At 65.7% G+C, this 16,996-nt stretch carries 14 protein-coding genes; 6 read left to right on the top strand and 8 right to left on the bottom strand.

The features are described from left to right. On the bottom strand, positions 1-1,184 hold a 1,184-nt coding region (locus MMG85_RS15125), incomplete at its 3' end, for a M56 family metallopeptidase (protein ID WP_241046774.1). A 1-nt stretch (position 1,185) separates the two neighbouring features. Further along, the gene (locus tag MMG85_RS15120) at positions 1,186-1,581 is read right to left on the bottom strand and encodes a BlaI/MecI/CopY family transcriptional regulator (protein WP_055939387.1); all 396 of its coding nucleotides are present in this window, start codon (positions 1,579-1,581) and stop codon (positions 1,186-1,188) included. 163 nt (positions 1,582-1,744) lie between these two features. Between MMG85_RS15120 and motA the strand changes: the two genes are divergently transcribed. Next, the gene (gene motA, locus MMG85_RS15115; RefSeq protein WP_241046779.1) at positions 1,745-2,599 is read left to right on the top strand and encodes a flagellar motor stator protein MotA; all 855 of its coding nucleotides are present in this window, start codon (positions 1,745-1,747) and stop codon (positions 2,597-2,599) included. A gap of 9 nt (positions 2,600-2,608) precedes the next feature. Beyond that, positions 2,609-3,607, top strand: coding sequence for a flagellar motor protein MotB (motB, locus tag MMG85_RS15110; protein WP_241046773.1), 999 nt, complete (start codon positions 2,609-2,611; stop codon positions 3,605-3,607). A 21-nt stretch (positions 3,608-3,628) separates the two neighbouring features. Here the strand turns inward: motB and MMG85_RS15105 are convergent, their stop codons facing one another. The 4 genes from MMG85_RS15105 to MMG85_RS15090 form a co-directional block, all read right to left on the bottom strand. After that, entirely contained in the window at positions 3,629-4,051 is a 423-nt protein-coding gene (locus MMG85_RS15105) for a VOC family protein (RefSeq protein ID WP_241046772.1), read from the bottom strand. A 65-nt stretch (positions 4,052-4,116) separates the two neighbouring features. Then, complete coding sequence (locus MMG85_RS15100; RefSeq protein ID WP_241046771.1) at positions 4,117-4,581, bottom strand: AAC(3)-I family aminoglycoside N-acetyltransferase; 465 nt, start codon at positions 4,579-4,581, stop codon at positions 4,117-4,119. Next, positions 4,571-7,051 carry a mechanosensitive ion channel domain-containing protein gene (locus MMG85_RS15095; protein WP_241046770.1) on the bottom strand — a complete coding sequence of 827 codons (2,481 nt, stop codon included), beginning with the start codon at positions 7,049-7,051 and terminating at the stop codon, positions 4,571-4,573. Before MMG85_RS15095 ends, MMG85_RS15100 begins: the two co-directional genes overlap by 11 nt. 62 nt (positions 7,052-7,113) lie before the next feature. Then, the gene (locus MMG85_RS15090; RefSeq protein ID WP_241046769.1) at positions 7,114-7,668 is read right to left on the bottom strand and encodes a hypothetical protein; all 555 of its coding nucleotides are present in this window, start codon (positions 7,666-7,668) and stop codon (positions 7,114-7,116) included. A gap of 249 nt (positions 7,669-7,917) precedes the next feature. On the opposite strand from MMG85_RS15090, the gene MMG85_RS15085 reads away from it, so the two are divergent. The 4 genes from MMG85_RS15085 (at position 7,918) to MMG85_RS15070 (ending at position 10,014) form a co-directional block, all read left to right on the top strand. Next, positions 7,918-8,421 carry a fasciclin domain-containing protein gene (locus tag MMG85_RS15085; protein WP_241046778.1) on the top strand — a complete coding sequence of 168 codons (504 nt, stop codon included), beginning with the start codon at positions 7,918-7,920 and terminating at the stop codon, positions 8,419-8,421. Positions 8,422-8,548: 127 nt separating this feature from the next. Then, positions 8,549-9,259, top strand: a complete 711-nt coding sequence (locus MMG85_RS15080) for a DUF6445 family protein (RefSeq protein ID WP_241046768.1) — start codon at positions 8,549-8,551, stop codon at positions 9,257-9,259. Positions 9,260-9,311: 52 nt separating this feature from the next. Further along, positions 9,312-9,560, top strand: a complete 249-nt coding sequence (locus MMG85_RS15075; protein WP_241046767.1) for a DUF3297 family protein — start codon at positions 9,312-9,314, stop codon at positions 9,558-9,560. Positions 9,561-9,639: 79 nt separating this feature from the next. Continuing rightward, the gene (locus MMG85_RS15070; RefSeq protein ID WP_241046766.1) at positions 9,640-10,014 is read left to right on the top strand and encodes a YciI family protein; all 375 of its coding nucleotides are present in this window, start codon (positions 9,640-9,642) and stop codon (positions 10,012-10,014) included. Positions 10,015-10,644: 630 nt separating this feature from the next. Here MMG85_RS15070 and MMG85_RS15065 read toward each other — a convergent pair. Both MMG85_RS15065 and MMG85_RS15060 read right to left on the bottom strand, forming a co-directional pair. Continuing rightward, on the bottom strand, positions 10,645-11,514 hold the full coding sequence (locus MMG85_RS15065; protein ID WP_241046765.1) for an RHS repeat-associated core domain-containing protein: 870 nt from the start codon (positions 11,512-11,514) through the stop codon (positions 10,645-10,647). Positions 11,515-11,528: 14 nt separating this feature from the next. Beyond that, positions 11,529-16,856 carry an RHS repeat protein gene (locus MMG85_RS15060; RefSeq protein ID WP_241046764.1) on the bottom strand — a complete coding sequence of 1,776 codons (5,328 nt, stop codon included), beginning with the start codon at positions 16,854-16,856 and terminating at the stop codon, positions 11,529-11,531. Between the last annotated feature and the right edge of the window lie 140 nt (positions 16,857-16,996).

The following is a 16,996-nucleotide window of genomic DNA, read 5'->3' as shown; positions in this document are numbered from 1 at the left end:
GCCGGAGGCGGGGCGGGTGGCGCGGGAGGCGCCGGCATGTCGCGCGCATCGGCGACCACGACGGGCCGGGGCGCTGCCAGCGGCGAGGGCCTGGCGACGGGATCGGCCTGCGGCGCGATGGCGGGCGTCGCCACCGGCGCAGCCGCGACCGGCGCCATCGGCGCGGGTGCCGCCATCGGTGTGCTGCTGGCGATCACGCGGTACGGCACCACGCCCAGCAGCACGAGGCCGATGGTGAGGGCCAGCGCACTCGTGCGCAGGGGCGAAGCGGTGTGCTGCAACATCAGCAGTCTCCTCTTGAGGATGCGGAACGTGGGGGAGGCGCCGGCGAGCGCCGGCGAGGGCGCGGTGGAAACGCCCAGCTTCACCAGCAGGCGTCCGTAGTCGTGGGCGGCGTGGCGTTCGTCTTCGAGCACGGCCGCATCGCAGGCGACTTCGCGGGCGAAGGCGTACTCGCGCGCGGCCAGGTGCGCGACCGGATGGAAGAAGAACAGGTGCTGCGCGAGCGCCGGCATCCACGCCCACCACAGATCGCGCCGCTGCAGGTGCGCCAGTTCGTGGTGCAGGGCCATGTGCAGGTCGTCGGTGCGCATGCCGGCGATGCTGGCGGCCGGCAGCATCAGCACGGGGCGCCAGGGCCGGGCCAGCATCGGCGAGTCGATCTCGTCGCTGACCCGCAGCGAAGGTGGGCGGGCGATGGCCAGGTGCTGCGTCAGCGACCGGTACACCGCGCGCACGCGGCGATCGCGGCACGGACGGGCGTGCCGGATCTGCCGGCGCAGGCGCCAGGCGTGGCGCAGCGTGTTGGCCAGCATCACCGCCACGCCGGACAGCCACGCGACGAGCAGCAGCACGCCGGTATCGAGACTGGAGGCCTGCGACGTCGCCACCGGCACCACCGTCACTGCCGCAGGGAACAGCGCCGACGCATCGGCGGCCGCCGCCAGCGTGGCCGGTGCCGCCAGCGATTCCGCCGGCAGCAGCGGCAGCGCGACCGGCGCATGCCAGACCAGGCCGACCACCATCTGCGTGGCCACCAGCCACCACAGCCACGCGCGGGTGCGTGCATCCAGCCGCGGCAGGTAGCGGCACAGCGCCCACACCAGCGCGGCGAGCAGCAGCGACTGCAGGCCGACGGCAAGCAGGCGGGACATCAGGTCATCGGCCAGCGCAACGAGGTCCATGTCAGCCCTCCTTCCGCTTCGACTGCAGGTTGGCGACCAGCGCTTCCAGTTCCGCCAGTTCGTCGTCGCTGACCTCGGTGCGCTGCGACATCCAGGCCACCAACGGCGACAGCGAGCCCTGCAGCGTCTTCTCGACGAAGCTGCCCACCGCGTGGCGCATCACCTCGGTGGACTGGGCGACCGCCGCGTAGCGGTAGACGCCATCGACCTGGCGGCGGCGCAGGTAGGCCTTGGCGCGCAGCCGCTCCATCATCGTCAGCACGGTGGAACGGGCCAGGCCGCGGGGCTCGCCGAACGCGGCGGCGACTTCGCCGACACTGGCTTCACCGTGTGCGGACAGATGCTGCAGCAGCGCCAGTTCCTGGTCGCCGATGGACTTGCGGGCCTTGCCGGGCATGGGTTCGCCTTGTGACTACACTTGTCGTCAACATGCCCGTGACGACAAGTGTAGTCAACCCTGCCGAAGGTCATTCCCGGCGCACCGCCGACGAACGGTCGCGGCTCAAGAAACCGCCGCGCGGGCCGATCCTTGGGTGACCCCACCCTGCGGCCGCGTCGCCATGCTCATCATCGTCGGCTTCATCATCGTCACCCTGAGCGTGATCGGCGGCTACCTCGGCTCGCACGGCAAGCTGGCCGCCCTGTGGCAACCGTTCGAGCTGGTCATCATCGGCGGCGCCGCGCTGGGCGCGTTCATGGCCAGCAACCCGACCAAGGTGGTGAAGAGCACCCTCGCCGCGTCGCTGTCGGTGTTCAAGGGCGCCAAGTACAAGTCGTCCGACTACCTGGACGTGCTGACGCTTATCCACGAGATGCTCAACAAGGCGCGCCGCGACGGCTTCATGTCGCTGGAAGAGCACATCGAGAATCCGACCAACAGCCCGCTGTTCCAGAAGTACCCCAAGATCCTGGCCGACCACCATCTGCTCGATTTCCTCACCGAGTGCCTGCGCCTGATGGTGGGCAGCAACATCGAGCCGCACGAGCTGGAACCGCTGCTCGAACTGGAACTTGAAAAGCACCACCACGAAGCGATGGCGCCGGCGCACGCGCTGCAGAAGGTTTCCGATGGCCTGCCCGGCTTCGGCATCGTGGCGGCGGTGCTGGGCATCATCGTGACGATGGGCTCGATCGGCGGCGACATCGCCGCGGTCGGCGCGCACGTCGCCGCCGCGCTGGTCGGCACCTTCCTCGGCATCCTGCTGGCGTACGGCTTCGTGTCGCCGCTGGCCGCCGCCATCGAGGCGCAGGTGGAGCAGGACAGCCGCATGTACGAATCGGTGAAGACCGCGTTGCTGGCCTGCCTGCGCGGCTACAACCCGGCGGTGGCGCTGGAGTTCGCGCGCAAGACGCTGCCCTCGGACGTGCGCCCGCCGTTCGCCGAGTTCGAAGCGCATCTCAAGGCCAACAAGTAAGCCACGGCGATGAGCGAGCAGCGCCCCACCATCATCGTCCGCCGGGTCAAGAAGGTCGCCGGCGGCGGCCATCATGGCGGCTCGTGGAAGGTCGCCTACGCGGACTTCGTCACCGCGATGATGGCGTTCTTCCTGGTGATGTGGCTGATGGGCGCCACCACCAACAAGGAACGCGCGGCGATCTCGGAATACTTCCGCAATCCCAGCCCGTTGAGCGGCAAGAGCTTTTCGCCGGCGCCCGGTCCGGCGGGTCCTGGCGGCGCCAGCACGTCGATGATCAAGCTCGGCGGCACCATGGACATGCCCAAGGGCGAAAGCGACAACCCGTTCGCCCAGCCGCCCGGCGACGCGCAGCAGGCCTCGGAAGAACAGCAGAAGGCGCAGGAAAAGCAGCGCCTGGAAACCCTGATGCAGGCGCTGCAGGAGGCCATCGGCAAGAGCCAGGCGCTGGAACCGTTCAAGGACCAGCTGCTGCTCGACCTGACGCCGGAAGGTCTGCGCATCCAGATCGTCGACCAGCAGAACCGGCCGATGTTCGACCTGGGCGGCACGGTGCTGAAGCCGTACACGCAGGCGATCCTCGCCGAACTCGCCGGCTTCGTGAACCAGGTGCCGAACCACATCAGCATCACCGGCCACACCGACACCACCCAGTACACGAGCAACCGCGGCTACACCAACTGGGAGCTCAGTGCCGAACGCGCCAATGCCGCGCGCCGCGCACTGGTGGTCGGCGGCATGCACGAGGACAAGGTATCGCGCGTGGTCGGCCTGTCGTCGTCGGTGCTGTTCGACAAGCAGAATCCGCAGAACCCCATCAACCGCCGCATCAGCATCGTGGTGATGACCAAGGCGGCCGAGGAAGCGCTGCAGGGCGAAGGCAGGCTGCTGGCACCGGGCGCGCCGCTGCCGGACGCCGACATCGCGATGCCGGATGCGCCGGTGGACGCGGGCGCCCTCGCCCAGGCCCCGGCGCCCGCCGAGCCGCGCGCCAGCGCATCTCCCTGACCGCCTGCCACGGCACGCGCTTCACCCTGAGCGCGACGGCCCTTTCAGCTCGATCGTATTGCCGTCGGGATCGGTGAAATACAGCGACAGGCCATCGCCCTCCGCACCGAAATTCAGCTCGGCAGGTCCGGCAGGCGCGATGCCGAAGCCGGCGAGATGCGCGACCAGCGCAGGCTCGTCGAACGGCGCAATACGCAGGCAGAGATGGTCGACGTTGCGGCCCTCGCGTCCGGCCGGTGCACCGCCGCGCGCGCCGAGTGTTCCGTCGATGCCGACCAGGTCGATCATCGAGGCGCCGGCACGCAGGTGCACCAGGCCCAGGTGCTCGCGCCGGCGTTCGACGTGGCAGCCCAGCACCTCGCCATAGAAGCGGACGCTGCGTGCGAGGTCGCGCACGCGCAGGACAACATGGTCGATACGCTGGACCTCGAAGATCGGCGGCATGCTGGACTCCCGGGATGTTCCTGCCTGCGACGATCCGCAGGATCCGATTTCGACACCGCCGCGACTCAGTCGATGCGAATGTCGAAGTGCATCACGTCCTCGCGCGTGCCGAGCCCCGTGTACAGCGCCACCGCCGGGTCGTCGCCGTAGTCCGCCTGCACGAACACGACCCACGCGCCGCGCGTCGCGGCGACCCGCCGCAGTTCGGCGATCAGCGCGGTGGCGATGCCGCGCCGGCGATGCGTTTCCGCCACCGCCAGGTCGTACAGGTACACCTCGCTGCGTGCCTGCTCGAACTTCGGCAGCACGTAGGCGGCCAGGCCGCCGACCACCGTGTCGTCCTCGAAGGCCGCCACCGCGATGAAGGTGTCGCGGCCCAGCAGGCCGGCGAGGTAGGCGTCGTCCGGCTGCGCCTGCGTGTAGGTCGCCATGTCGTCGAATGCGCGGCCGAACATGCGCAGCAGGTCGCGCATCGCCGCCAGGTCGGACGGCCCCAGCGCGCGCGGCACGATGTCTGTGTCAGCGGCCATCGTCGTGGCCCTCGCGGTCCGCGGTCGCCGGCCCCCGGCGCAGCGAATGCAGCAGATCCTCGGACACCGAGCGCACATGCAGGTCCTGTTGCGGGAACGGAATCTCGATGCCGGCCTGCGCAAGCGCGGCATGCAACCGCTGCATCAGCTCGCTGCGGATCGTCGACCAGTCGTCGAAGCGCTGGGTCCAGGCGCGGATGGCGAAATCCAGCGAGCTGGCGCCGAAGCCGGTGAACAGCACGGCCGGCGCCGGCTCGTCGGCGATGCCGGGCGTGCCGCGCGTGGTTTCCTGCAGCAGCTGCATCACCCGGGTGACGTCGGAGCCGTAGGCCACGCCGAGGTCCACGTCGACGCGCCGGTTCTGGTCCACCAGCGTCCAGTTGGTCACCTTGTCCGACAGCAGCATGCCGTTGGGCACCACCACGTCGGCGCCCTCGAAGGTGCGCACCGTGGTGGCGCGCATGCCGATGGCGCGCACGCGGCCGGCGGTGCCGCTGATGTCGACGGCGTCGCCGGGCTTGACCGGCCGCTCGAACATCAGGATCAGGCCGGAGACGAAATTCTTCACCACGTCCTGCAGGCCCAGACCGATGCCCACGCCGAGCGCGCCGAACATGAAGGCCAGTTGCCCGATCTTGAAGCCCGCCGCCGACAGCGCCGCCAGCAGGCCCAGCAACAGCAGCACGTAGTAGCTGAGCGAGGCGATGCTGTTGTCGACGCCGCGCGGCAGCGACAGGCGCGGCAGCACCTCCTCGCGCAGCATCGCGCGCAGGGTGCGCGCGATCCAGACCGCCAGCACCACGCCGATGCAGAACACCAGCACGTGGCCGAGGCTGATGGACAGCTCGCCGTACTCGAAACGATGCGTGACGATCGCCTTGCCGACGTCGTAGACCGGGCGGAAGATGCGGAAACGGACCATCGTGTAGACGACCCAGCCCACCACGGCCGCCCACCGCGCCCAACGCGACAGCGACTCCAGCAGGTTGCCGCCGTGGCGACGCATCAGCCACAGCCGCCTGACTTCCCTGCGCGCGCCCAGCCGGCGCAGCAGGGTGTCCAGCACGGTGACGGCGGCGTACAGCACCAGCGCGAAGTAACCGCTCTCGATGATGCCGGAGGTCAGCATTTCGGCCAGCGACACGTTGCCCAGCACGTTCGCCACGATGGACGCCAGCAGCATCGCCACGCCGACCCAGGCCAGGCCGTGCACCAGCCGCCCGGCCCGGCCCGCCACACCGGCGAAGCGCTCCCCGCGCGAGCGCCACAGCAGCCAGCACGTCGCCGCCAGCGCCAGCGTGGCCAGCGCGAGGCAGTACAGGCGATAGAGGTAGGCGCTGGCCATCAGCAGCACGGCCAGGTGCTGCAGCAGGTAGAACGCGGACGCCAGGTAAGGCCACGGACCGAGCAGCCGGCGCCCCTGCTGCGGCATCAGCCGCAGCACCGGCACCAGCGCCACCAGCATCGCCAGCTGGTGCAGGAACAGCGGCGCGTTGGGCTCGAACACCAGCACGCCGATCATCGACAGCAGCACCCAGGTGGAGAACGGACGCCGGATGACCCGCAGCTCGGCGTCGGTCGCCACCGGCACCGCAGGGTCCACGCCGCGTCGGCGATGGCGCCACGCCACCCACAGCAGGCACGGCAGCAACAGCAGCTGCAGGCCCTGCAACAGGCGCTGGTTGCCGACGTCGGCCGCCGCGTACTGCGCCACGAAACTGTTTTCCGACTCGACCTCGCGGCTCAGGCTGTCGGCCACGTCCTGGCGCAGGGTGCTGGCGTCCTTCACCCGCCACAGCGGCGGCGCGTCGGTCCGGAACAGGCGCCGGTCCGTGTAGGCGATGGCGTCGTCCACCGCCTGCTGCCCGGCCTGGATGCGCGCGGCCAGCAGGTTGGCGCGGCGCCCCAGGCCGATCTGTTCGGCCAGCGGCGACGACAGCGCCTGCTCGGCCTGCTGCAGTCGCGCGACGACCGCGTCCACGCGCGAACGCAGCGCCGCCGGCGTGCTGTCGGGCGCCATGCCCTGCCGCGTCAGGTCCCAGTCGGCGCGCCGCAGGGCGAGCTCGGCGGCGTCCTGCGCATACGGTGCAACCAGGCCCTGCATGTCGGCGCGCCAGCGCGCGTACTGGCGTGCATCGAATTTCCAGTGCCGCTCCATGCTCTCCAGGCGCAACACCGGCAACGTGCGCAGCTCGCCGTAGGCGAACAGGCCGTTCTTGTCCGCCACCGATTTTTCGATGGCTTCCAGCCGCGGCACGAGCCGGCCCAACGGGTCGGCGCGCGCCGCCCGCAGCGACACTTCCTCCGCATAGCGCTCGTCGGCATCGGCGCGGCCGGGAATGTCGGCCAGCGCGATGGCTTCGGGGGCCTTGGGCTTGGAAGGCGACAGCAGCGTGGCGACGTCCTGCGCATGCGCGCGGGGACCGACCAGCAGCATCAGGCAGGCAAGGCAGGCCAGCAGCACACGCATGACGGGCGATCTCGCAACCGGGGGACAGGGCGAGTCTAGCGCGCGCCGTCGCAGGGACGCGATCAGAACGCGTCGCTGCCCGGCCGGATCTCCACACCCATCACCGCCGCCAGCTGCTGCATGCCTTCGTCGTCGCGACGCAACGCCATCCAGCCACCGTAGGCATCGCCGTCGGTGTTCCAGTTCCACAGCGTGTAGCCATGCTCGCGCAGGCGGTCGTAGGCGGTGGCCATCAGCGCGGGCACGTCGGTGCCGTCGAGGAAGTCCTCGTCGCTGCTGTCGCCGCCCCAGTCGATCTTGATGGCGTAACGCGCGGCCAGCTGGTTGACGCAGTCGATGAAGGACTCCGTGTCCTTCCAGTCCACGTAGAAGCCGGAAGTCCAGTCGATGGCGTCCTTCAGCGTCCACAGCACCTGGTCCGGTTCGATGCCTGCTTCACCGCCGGCTTCGCGATAGGCGGCGAACTGCCGCAGCGCGGTCTCTTCGTCGCCGGGGTTGATCAGCACCAGCAGGTTCCAGACCAGCGCCTCGGTGTCGTCCAGGTCCATGTCGTCTTCGTCATCGAAGGCATGGCGGAAGTTGTCGTCGGGATCGAATTCGTGGTCGGGCAAGGTCATGGGGGCGTCGTCGCGTCGCGGGGCGGGATCGGCGGTGGCCGATGTCAAGGTTGGCTGAATATTAAGGCCACGTGATGCATCCGCGCGTGAGCGGGCGGCGTAGATGTCCTGGCAACCGCAACACGACACCACCCCTCACTCTGGAGATCACCCATGAATCGCACCGTCATTTCCGTGGCCCTGCTGGCCGTCATCACCGCCGCCGCCTGCTCGCCCAAGACCGCCGAAGCAGACGCCGGCGCCGCGCCGATGCCGGTGGCCGAGGCCAGCGACCCCGCGCCGGCCGAGAGCGCCATGCCGGCCGCCGAACAGAAGGACGTGGTGGACACCGCGATCGGCTCGCCCGACCACACCACGCTGGTCGCTGCCGTGCAGGCCGCCGGCCTGGTGGATACGCTGAAGGGCGCCGGTCCGTTCACCGTGTTCGCACCGACCAACGCCGCGTTCGACGCCCTGCCGGCCGGCACCGTCGACACGCTGCTGAAGCCGGAAAGCAAGGCCGACCTGACCTCCGTGCTGACCTACCACGTGGTCGCAGGCAACGTGGATGCCGCCACCCTCACCCAGCAGATCCAGGCCAGCGGCGGTACCGCCACGCTGAAGACCGTGCAGGGCGGTGAGCTGAAGGCGCAGGTGGTGGATGGCGGCGTGACCGTGACCGATGCCAAGGGCAACGTGGCCAAGGTGACCGCCGCCGACCTGAAGGGCAGCAACGGCGTGATCCATGTGGTCGACAAGGTGCTGATGCCGTAATTCCTCGACGGCAGCACACGCCGGGGCGGTCGTGGTGGGCCGCCCCGGCGTTTTTTTGTCTCCACCGCGCGCAAGGTCTATCGTGGCGGCGCCGGCTTGCGCGCCGGCCCGCCGGGGAGGCCGCGCCATGTTCAACCCGCGTCCCGTGGTCCAGCAGATGCCGATCGGCCACGGCCATGCATGCATCGTCATCGACGACGCGCTGTTGGCACCGGAGCGTCTGCCCGCCTTCGCCGAAGCCTATCGCGAGGATTTTCAGCCGGCGCCGCCGGCGGTGTTCCCTGGCGTACACCTGCGCATGCCGGAGGAATTCACTGAACTGCTGCATGACGTGGTGCGCGAGCATGCCCGCCATACGCTGGGCACGCGCCGCGTGCTGCGCAGCGCCAGCCGCCTGTCGCTGGTGACATCCCCCGCCGACAAGCTCGCACCGACGCACTGGCAACCGCGTCGGCTGCGCGCGTTCGCGCCGGACCAGTGCATGGTGGTGGCGGAACTGTTCCTGTTCCACGACCCGGCGCTCGGCGGCACGCATTTCTTCCTGCCGCGCGTCTCGCCGCAGCAGGTGGAACAGCTGGAACACGATGCCGAGGCGCTGTCGCCGGAGGCGTTCTCCGTGCGGCATGCGCTCACCGCCGGGTATCCGCAGGCGTCCAGCGCCAGTTTTACCCACGTGCTGACTGTGCCGGCGCGATGGAACCGCCTGCTGATCCACGATGGCGGCGCCTTCCGCGCGCCCGCCATCCCCGACGCGGCGCGGCTGAGCGCCGATCCACGCCACGGCCGGCTGACCCTGCAGGCCACGCTCGCCTGCAGCCGCAACCGCGTGGCCTGGTGAATACCGGCCTTCGGTTATCCTTGCGTCCCCGATCCCTGCACGACGTCTTCCCATGTCCGACACGCCTCCCGACCGCCTGGCCTCCGATCCACGCAGCCTGTTCCACGACGCCGAGGCGATGGACCGCGGCGTGGGCATCCGCTTCAACGGCGTGGAGCGCGACAACGTGGAGGAGTATTGCGTCAGCGAGGGATGGGTGCGCGTGCCGGTCGGCAAGTCGAAGGACCGTCGCGGCAATCCGATGACGATGAAGATCAAGGGCACCGTCGAAGCCTGGTACCGCTCACCCGCCGGCGAGTGAGCGCGGTCGCGCCCCGACACGGGGACTGGACATCATCGCGTGGCACAATCCCGGCCTGCACGGCACGCCGGGAGGGCGCATGAAGTTCCTGTTGATGATCTACACGGACGACCAGTTGCTGGAAGCGCTGCCCGAGGGCGCGTTCGACCGGATGATGCACGGCTGCATCACCCACGCCGATGAACTGAAGGCGCAGGGCACGCTGATCGAGTCGCAGCAGCTGGAACATGGCAGCAGCGCACGCACCGTACGTGTGCGCGACGGCCGCACCAGCGTGGTCGACGGCCCGTTCGCCGAGACCAAGGAAATCCTCGGTGGCTACAACCTGATCGAGGCCGACAGCCTGGACGAGGCGGTGAAGATCGCACAGGAATTCCCGTGGGTCGGTACCGGCAGCATCGAGGTGCGGCCGGTGCGCGACTTCGACGAAGTCCGCCGGCGCGTCGGCGCCTGAAAAAGCGGGATCACTCCATTCTGACCCCGTTTGTCGGCGTGTGATCTACACCACCCGCAGAACTTCAGCCGATCCATCAGCGGCGATTGAGTGTCCACGGAAATCTGGCCAGTCCAGTATGCCGAGGCTCTAAGACCAATCATCTTTGCGGCGCGCTGGGGTGCGAAAAACTCATTCACCCTAGCACCAAAGACACTTAATTGAATCGAGACTCCGAAAAATCCATTGAAGCACAGTAGACCACTAAATATCTTCCGAATGGACTAGCAATGGCATGCCGATACAGCCTCACTCGTCGTAGCCAACAAAGTTCTTGAATCGCCATTGAGGGAACCGCTCGCAGATCCTGATAGTCGGACCAAACTCTCTTGATCGCAGTGTAAGTAAACTCGAATCGCCTCTCATGGCTGTAGCTCACAAATGAGAGTCGTAAAGAATCACTCTCCATGCAAGCACCTACCAATTCCGAATTCCAGAATGAATTCTCCTCTCCAGGCTGGTAACGCTCCAGCGCCGTCATGCTCTGGAGCGACGTAGGCAACTCATCCAATATTGAGCGTCTGTAGGAAAAGAAATCGGAACCGTCCCAACTTGTGGGACCGCCGATATTTCTTAAGAATTTGAATTTCATTATTTACACAATGAATCTGATGGATGAACTTCACAAGCACGATCAAGACTACTCCTTGTGTACTCCAACATCACACCCGCAGGCCCAAGGTAGCGACCATAGCCGCCCAGGTTCCTTCTCAGGTGCTCCCTCAACTGCAACTTCTTGTCAGGCCCCTCGACGACCATACCTCGACTGGTCAGCTCGCGCTGAACAACCTTATTAAGCCCCTTCTGCCCTTCCTCCCCTAGATCCGGCGCCTCTGAGGGCTTCCCATGCTTACCCCAGGAGCCGTCCTGCTTAAGTGTATTTACTTCCAAGGCACGAACATCCGAAAGATTTCCGGATTCAACAGCCTTCGCGAGGCCTTTAGTATCCCTGTATACATGAACTTCAAACCTTGACTCCCCACCCTCAAGATTGAATGAGTCGACCCTCACAGCATATCGTCCACCGATCTCCTCAAACCCTTGTCGCTTCATCTCTTTTGTTATGCGGCCGTCTGGATCAGTGAACCTATAGGGATTGTTGTTCGCGTACCGATACCGATTGAACATCCCCACCGGCTCACTATGCGCCGTCACCGGATCTACAGACAGGAACAACCCCACCTGCGGGTCGTAGTACCGCTGCTGCATGTACGTCAGCCCGGTGGCCGCATCCTGCACATGCCCCGTGTAGCCGATGCCCTGGTAGTTGGGCTTGCCGATCACCGCGCCGTACGGCTCGTAGTCGCTCCGCTCGATGACCGTACCGGCCTGATTGGTCACCGCGACCGGACTGCCCAACGCATCCGTATGCAGATACTCCACGACCGTCTGCGCCACCGCAGACTCCGTGGCAGCCCACTGCCCCATGGCGATCAACGCCACGACGATCAGCTTGCGCATCAGTGAGAACGTCTTCATAGCGAGACCGGTCCTGCCCACGCGGAGCATCCATTGCTGTTGCACGCCCTGACCAAGTACGAGCGATTTCCGCCCCCGGTCTGCTGATGGCTGGTCGTGCCCCCCATATTGAGTAGCGATGTGCCGCCCTGCCCGTACGTGATCTGCAACTCGTAATAGGTCGCACCGTACGACCCCGACCAGGTCACGAAGTACGTGTACCGGATCGGCCTTACGTCATCCAAGACGTCACGCTCCCCGGTGAAATTCCCGGGCGGCGCTGGAATAGGGGGCGGCACGTTGACGACCGTGGAGGTCTCGGCACTCCATGGACCACACCCTGCGACATTGCACCCACGCACCAGATAGCCGTACGTGGCGTTGGCCTTGCCCGTCAACGCATAGCTTCCGGCTGCACCACTGTAAAGGGCGTTCCAACCCCCGCCGTTGACCCGCTCCAGCAACTCGTATCCTGTCGCTGCGGCCACACCGTTCCATGTCACCGTGAAATTGCTCACCGCGACGCTGGACGGCGAACTGATACCCGGCGCCGCAGCGGGCGGCAACGTCACAGTGATGGAGCCTACCGCGCTGAGGGGACTGCAGCCCGCTTCATTGCAGGCCTTCACGCGGTAGCCGTAGACGGCGGCCGGCTTGCCGGACACACCGTGCGCTGTGCCCGCTGCATTGTACACAAGCGTCCAGCCTCCACCGTTGACCTGCTCTTCCAGCTGATAACTCGTCGCACCGCCTGCGGCACTCCAGCTGACCGTATAACTGCCCGTGTAGCTGGCCTGCGGCACCGACAACGCGGGCGCGGCAGGCGGATAGATCACTTGCGTAGTACCCGTATTGGAGTACGGCCCACACCCGGCAGGATTGCACGCAACCACGCGGTGCTGGTAGCTGCCGGCAGGCCGGCTGCTGTAGTTGCGACTCTGTGCAGCGATGTCCTGCACCACCGTCCACCCACCCGAGTTGAAACTCTCCTCGAGGCGATACGTAGACGCAGCGGCGACGGCGGTCCAGCTCACCATGTAGCTACCCCCGGGCGCCGACGTCGGCGACGACAGGCTCGGCGCACTACCGGGCGGCAGCACCACCGTCGTGGTGCCGGTATTGCTCCATCCACTGCAGGTACTCGCCTGGCACGCTCTTACGCGGTACGCATAGGAGCCACTTGCCTGTCCGCCGACTGCATACGAGGTCTGCGGGCCAGCGTAGGCACCCAGCCAGTTGCCGCCATTGGCGCTGATCTGCAGTTCATAGCTGGTTGCCGTCGCGGTTGCCGACCAACTTACGGTGTAAGTGCCATTGCTGCTGTAGCTTGGCGCAGACAACGTGGGCACTGAGGGCGCCACGACGGTGGCAATGCGTGCGATGACGCTCCCCGCCAGCGTAACGTACTCGTGGTTCTTGCCTGTCCGTTGATCTTCCTGACGGCGCAGCACGCCGTCCTGGCCATACATCGAACGGATGGCGGCTTGCGCGGGATTGATGGCTTGCACGCGACGGCCATGGCCATCATAGCGATAGCTTTCGAGGTTGGTGGAGGCGCGCAGGCGATTGCCGAAATCGAAATCGTATAGCTGTCCGTTCTTGTTGTTTACGTTGCCCTGCGCGTCGTAACCGAAGCCGACAATGGCCGCGCCAGCGCTGTTCCTGATGAGCCCGAGTTGATTCCTGGCGTCGTAGACGTAGCTTGCATAGTCCTTGACCCCCGCCAGCTTCCACGACGTCATGTTGTCCAACGCGTTGTAGGAGAAGCGGTGCCAGTGATCGCCGCCGAAGCTACCGGAACCCGCATCCGTCAGACGATCCAGACCGTCATAGCTCAAATAGCGGTTGCGCAACGACCAGCCGAGATGGCCCCCATTCTGTACATCCAGGATGCTCGACACATTGCCATTCGCATCATAGGCATAACGGTCATGCAACACGCCGCCACTGGACACGACATCCGACGGCAGCTGACGGGCGTTCTGCGACATCGAGTGCACGATGCCATTGCCGTAGGTGAACTGCTTGATCGCGCCATTCGGGTAGTAACTTGCTCCCGAAGCGTAGTGCTGACCCGACTGGCTTTGCGCCTTTGTGGCCTGCCCCAACGCATTGGGAGCGTAACTGATGGCGAGTCCGCTAGGATAAGTCTGCGTGGACAAGCTGCCGTTGGCGTCATAGGCATAGCCCATGCCCCATGTATACGAGCCGAGCTGGGTCAGGCTCTCTCCTGTCAGCAGCCTGCGCCTGTTGTAGACATAGGCGTTCTCGACAATCCCCGCACCCAAGGCATCATTATGCGTGGTGATCTTGGATGGAAGGCCATCGGCGAAGTACTCCCATGACTGGTTGCCGCGGCCGTCGGGAAAGGTCAGCGTCTTCAGACGATTACGCGCGTCGTAGGCTCGAACGACCGCGCGTCCGCTCGCCCAGGCCTCCGCTTGATTGCAATGATTGAGATCGCCGTAACCTGTCAGGCCGGTCGCACTGTGCGTCAAGTTCCCCGCGCCGTCGTGCCCCATGACCGTCGCGCCCGTTTCAGGTTCGATAACTTTGCAGAGCAGCTGATTGGCGTGATAGACGTAATGCCGATCCACGAAGAGGCTGCCATCCGCATTCCGCTTGCGGATACGCAACGGTTTGCCGAAGACATCCCGATGGATCTCGGTTGCCGACGTATCCACACCCGCCGCCTGGGTGATCACGCTTGGATAGTCCGCGGTCGGCACATCGAAGGCCTGGTACTGCGTCACGGTAGAGAAGCCGCGGGGATTCGTGACTTGCTGCTGAAAGCCGGTCAGGTACTGGATTGTGGTTGTCAGCAGGCCCGGAGAAAGCTCGCTGTCCTGGCTGGTAGATGTGGGGCGCCCCAACGCGTCGTACAGGGTCCACGTGCCCGTCGTTAATGCATCCGTCTCGCCCGGATAGGATGCAAACGTCGTGCGCCCATCGTGATCGTAGGTAAAGCGTTGAAAGCGCCTGGTACCCGTTTCATTCGCTGCATCATATTCGCGCGTCACCAACGGGCGCCACAATCCGTCGTAGTAAGTGATCTTGCGGGCGTTTCCGGTGCTGGTAGTCTGTCGCCAATGGCCCGCTGGAATGCCGTACTCGGCGACCGTGACGGGCTGGAACACCTGCGTCGTGGCGGCCCACGTGGTCGTATCGAAGGTGTTCGCCACGCTTTCCGATGGGTAGGTGATCTGCGAAATGCGGCCCATCTCATCATGGGCGTAGCAGGTCTTTGAGCCGCTCTCATCGGTGATCGACGTTATCCAGCCAAGGTCGTTGACCACCGCCGACTCGACCGCTCCTGCCGAGGCTTCCGGCGTGGCGGGATGCCTGATCGACTGCGGAATGCCGCGCTTCCAGCTCTCCAGCGTCGTCACATGTCCATTGCCATCTGCTGCCGTTTTCAGTGTGCCCAACTGGCCAACGGCGGCAGTTTCGTACCCAAGGGTGTATCGCAGTCTCCCGAACGAGTACTGCTTCCATGGCAGGTGTTTCCAGCCGAACTCGGTTTTCGCCGTTTCCACGCCTGCCAAGGTCGTCCTGGCAACGCTTCCCAGCACCCAGAGATTGGGTTCGTCTACATATTCGGTGGTGCTGGTACGCGTGCCCGAAGGACCCGCCTGCGTCTGAGACGCCGCGCGCGCCATTCCGTCGTACGCTGTCACCGTGTTGGCAAACGTTGCGCCATCCTGGGTGATCACTCTGGACTTGGAAGGACGGATGAACTCGCTGGTGTAGCTGTCTGTGCGGATATTGACCGTGGTCCCGACCTGGGGCGCATAGGGCATGCCGGACTCAGCGAGCTCGTAGGTCGATACATCCTGGTGCAACACCACGCCCGTCGGCGTAATCACTTCCTTGCGAAGCAGCAGTCCCTCGTTGCCCCGATAGACATTGCCGAAGACGTAGCGTGTCTTGCTGCCGTCCGGCGCCAGGACTTCCGTCTGGATGGTGCCGCTGGTCACGTCCGGCGCGAACCCGTAAGCGACCTGATAGCTGTAGCTCCATGTCTGGCTTGCAAGCCCGGGACCGGAAACGCTTTTGCTGGTCAGGGCATAGTGGTCGTAGGCAACGGGATAGTACGAAACATCATCGCCCAGGAAGGATGGCGTGCCACCGCCATCGCACGACCGGGGCACGTTGGTTCGCCCGAATCGCCGAGGCTCCAAGACAAATGAACCAACCGCGCCGGAAGGATGGGTCACTGTCGCGCTGCGCGCTGGCGACCTAGGCTCACCCGGATGGAGGCAGTCGCGGTAAGCCTCACCCGGCTCGCCCTCGTAATAATCGACGGCCAGAGCCGCGAGAGTGCCAAGACTGAAACTCCACGACGAGCCGTCCGGCAGCGTCACGGACGCCAGGCGACCGCCGCTGTAGCCGTAGTTCCATGCTTGTCCATGGGCGGAGATCTGTGCGACCTGCCCCTCCGCGTTGTAGGACACCGAGATGGAACGGCCGTCACTGGACTGGATGGAGTTCAGTCGGACCGGACCTGCTGCCGCATTACCATAGCTGTAGGTGACCCAGTTTCCGAATCGATCCTCTACTCGGGTGGCGTACAAGCCATACATGTTTCGGTGGAGATACTTGGTCGTATCGTTGCCCCAGTGTGTGCTGCCTTGCTTCTTCTTCTGCAGCCTCGCCCGCTGGGACGCAGCCATCCAGTCGAACCAGTACTTCGTACCGTCAGGCGTTATCGCCAGGAAGCCCTCACCCGACCCGTTCTGAATCGTGGGAAGACACGAGACATGGGCGCGGTCCGACGTGGTCCAGTAGTAAGGTCCTCCGGTCGCCGGCTGGGGCACCCCGGCACGGACCAGCATCAGGTCTCCACTACTCCCTCCCGGAATGGCAAGGCGCGGGCCTTGCCAGTAATCCAGCGCGTGGAACGACACCGTGTCTATGGTTTGACCCGGCGGCATCGCGGGGTTCGTAGTAGTCACGCTGCAGCGCTGCTGAGGCGTGTAAGGGCTGCCGCTCACCCACCCGGTCGCAGCCGCGTAGACACCTTCAATCCGCGGGAGCTCGATCTCCCAATCGGCGAAGGGCGCATCGTTGAGACGTCCACGCCGGTTCTCTGCTGTGAAGCTTCTCGATACCGCCACCGGCAACGAAGAATTTCCAGGAACCGATACGTCAGTGGCATTGAAGGACAGGACACCGCTCGAAAAACTGACCTGGTCACCAAACAGGTCAGGCCCCAGCGCGCCAACCGCCTCCCGACTCTTGATGAGGCTGCTGTACTCCTCCCAAGGTTTGTTGCTGTCCTGAGCGGTCGCCGCTACTGCCACGAAAGCAAGCAGAACCGCCACCATCGCCAGCCTAGACTTCATCCTGAACACCCCTTTGATCCATGTCGCGGCACGAAAACACACCCCTTGCGAGTGCCGAGGCCAATTGCCTCTAGGTTGAGACGCTGGGCAAGCTCGCACGCGCCGACAGTGCCCCACACTGGTTCGGCGCGGTGGCGAAC

This window comes from Pseudoxanthomonas sp. LH2527, assembly GCF_022539275.1.
Taxonomy (GTDB): Bacteria; Pseudomonadota; Gammaproteobacteria; order Xanthomonadales; family Xanthomonadaceae; genus Pseudoxanthomonas_A.
Note: the sequence above shows the minus strand (reverse complement) of the source record. Positions and strands in the feature narration are given on the sequence as shown.

Bases quoted from the DNA above. Each gene is read 5' to 3' on its own strand.
- MMG85_RS15070 (WP_241046766.1), top strand. From the start codon at position 9,640: ATGAAGTTCCTGTTGATGATCTACACGGACGACCAGTTGCTGGAAGCG.
- MMG85_RS15080 (WP_241046768.1), top strand. From the start codon at position 8,549: ATGTTCAACCCGCGTCCCGTGGTCCAGCAGATGCCGATCGGCCACGGC.
- MMG85_RS15090 (WP_241046769.1), bottom strand. From the start codon at position 7,668: ATGACCTTGCCCGACCACGAATTCGATCCCGACGACAACTTCCGCCAT.
- MMG85_RS15105 (WP_241046772.1), bottom strand. From the start codon at position 4,051: ATGCCGCCGATCTTCGAGGTCCAGCGTATCGACCATGTTGTCCTGCGC.
- MMG85_RS15095 (WP_241046770.1), bottom strand. From the start codon at position 7,051: ATGCGTGTGCTGCTGGCCTGCCTTGCCTGCCTGATGCTGCTGGTCGGT.
- motB (WP_241046773.1), top strand. From the start codon at position 2,609: ATGAGCGAGCAGCGCCCCACCATCATCGTCCGCCGGGTCAAGAAGGTC.
- MMG85_RS15120 (WP_055939387.1), bottom strand. From the start codon at position 1,581: ATGCCCGGCAAGGCCCGCAAGTCCATCGGCGACCAGGAACTGGCGCTG.
- MMG85_RS15085 (WP_241046778.1), top strand. From the start codon at position 7,918: ATGCCGGTGGCCGAGGCCAGCGACCCCGCGCCGGCCGAGAGCGCCATG.
- MMG85_RS15065 (WP_241046765.1), bottom strand. From the start codon at position 11,514: ATGCGCAAGCTGATCGTCGTGGCGTTGATCGCCATGGGGCAGTGGGCT.
- motA (WP_241046779.1), top strand. From the start codon at position 1,745: ATGCTCATCATCGTCGGCTTCATCATCGTCACCCTGAGCGTGATCGGC.
- MMG85_RS15075 (WP_241046767.1), top strand. From the start codon at position 9,312: ATGTCCGACACGCCTCCCGACCGCCTGGCCTCCGATCCACGCAGCCTG.
- MMG85_RS15060 (WP_241046764.1), bottom strand. From the start codon at position 16,856: ATGAAGTCTAGGCTGGCGATGGTGGCGGTTCTGCTTGCTTTCGTGGCA.
- MMG85_RS15100 (WP_241046771.1), bottom strand. From the start codon at position 4,581: ATGGCCGCTGACACAGACATCGTGCCGCGCGCGCTGGGGCCGTCCGAC.